3 protein-coding genes are annotated in these 1,069 nt (G+C 73.0%); all 3 read left to right on the top strand.

Features of this window, described 5'->3' with window-relative positions:
• Nucleotides 1–260 (top strand): hypothetical protein (locus ABZ404_RS39165; protein ID WP_358991761.1); only part of this gene is annotated, 260 nt, incomplete at its 5' end.
• A 28-nt stretch (nt 261–288) separates the two neighbouring features.
• Nucleotides 289–693, top strand: coding sequence for a hypothetical protein (locus ABZ404_RS39160; protein ID WP_358991758.1), 405 nt, complete (start codon nt 289–291; stop codon nt 691–693).
• A 5-nt stretch (nt 694–698) separates the two neighbouring features.
• On the top strand, nt 699–1,069 hold a 371-nt coding region (locus ABZ404_RS39155; RefSeq protein ID WP_358991755.1), incomplete at its 3' end, for a DUF6093 family protein.

The raw sequence follows: 1,069 nt of genomic DNA, 5'->3' as shown, positions 1-1,069 counted from the left end.
ACCGGCCGACTCGTGGACGGCGGGCTGTAGTGCGCGTGATCCTGCGGTCCGGTGACCGCTCCGTCGACATCCGCCTCAAGGGAAGCCCTGGCGCCTCGCAGTTGCGCCGCGTTGAGGGCGTTGCCCGCCGCCTGTTCGCAGCCCTGCCCGCGCCGCCCACTGACCCGGAGCCCCTGCCGTTCGGCTTCGCCCTCGGTGCGGACACCGAGCTCGCCCCCGACCCGGACGCGCTCCTCGACGAGGAAGACGACGACGTATGAGCCTGCTCGCGACCGTGAGGACCTACCCGTGACCGAGACCCCGCCCGAACTGCCACTCAACGACCCCGCGCGCGCCGTACGGATCACCACCGATGGCTTCGCGTCGTCGGTCATGGTTGGCGACACCGACCTCGGCGACGCGCTGCGCGGCTACACCCTGGAGCACCAGGCCGGGCAGCCCCCCGTCCTGGTCCTGTACCGCAGCATCACCACCGACCCCGTCCTCTTCGAGGGCATGGCCCGCGTACTGGTCGGTGAGCCGCCCGAGCCGGCCGACAGCCCGGGGGACGCGATCGCCGCGTTCCTGGGCAGCATCGACCCCGCGGCCCTAGAGAACGCCGCCCTGAACCGCGACGACCTCGGCCACGACCGGTACGAGCTGACCCGGGCCATGCTCCGCCAGCTCGCCGACTGGGCACAGGGCAAGGGCTGAACGCCATGGCCAACCTTGACGGCGTGCTCGCGAAAGCTGCCACCCTCATTGAGGGCCTGGTGCTGCGCGACACCGTGCGCATCACCCTCCCGGCCACCGGCCCACCCGTCCTCGACCCCGCCACCGGCGAGCTGGAGCGGCCCGTCGGCACCGTGCTGTACGAGGGGCCGGGGGCGGTGCAGCCGCAGGCGCAGAGCCGCCAGGCCGTCGCACCGGACGCCGGGCAGCCATGGGTGGGGGAGACCATCTCCCGCTACCGGCTGCTCACCCCCCTGGACGCGCCGATCGCACCCAAGGACGCGCTCGTCACCGTCACCGCCGTCCACAACCCCTTCCGGGACGCGCTGCTGGGCCGGTCGTGGGTCTGCACCGACGA

It is taken from the genome of Streptomyces sp. NPDC005878, from assembly GCF_040629815.1.
Taxonomy (GTDB): Bacteria; Actinomycetota; Actinomycetes; order Streptomycetales; family Streptomycetaceae; genus Streptomyces.
This window is presented reverse-complemented; position numbering and strand designations above follow the sequence as displayed.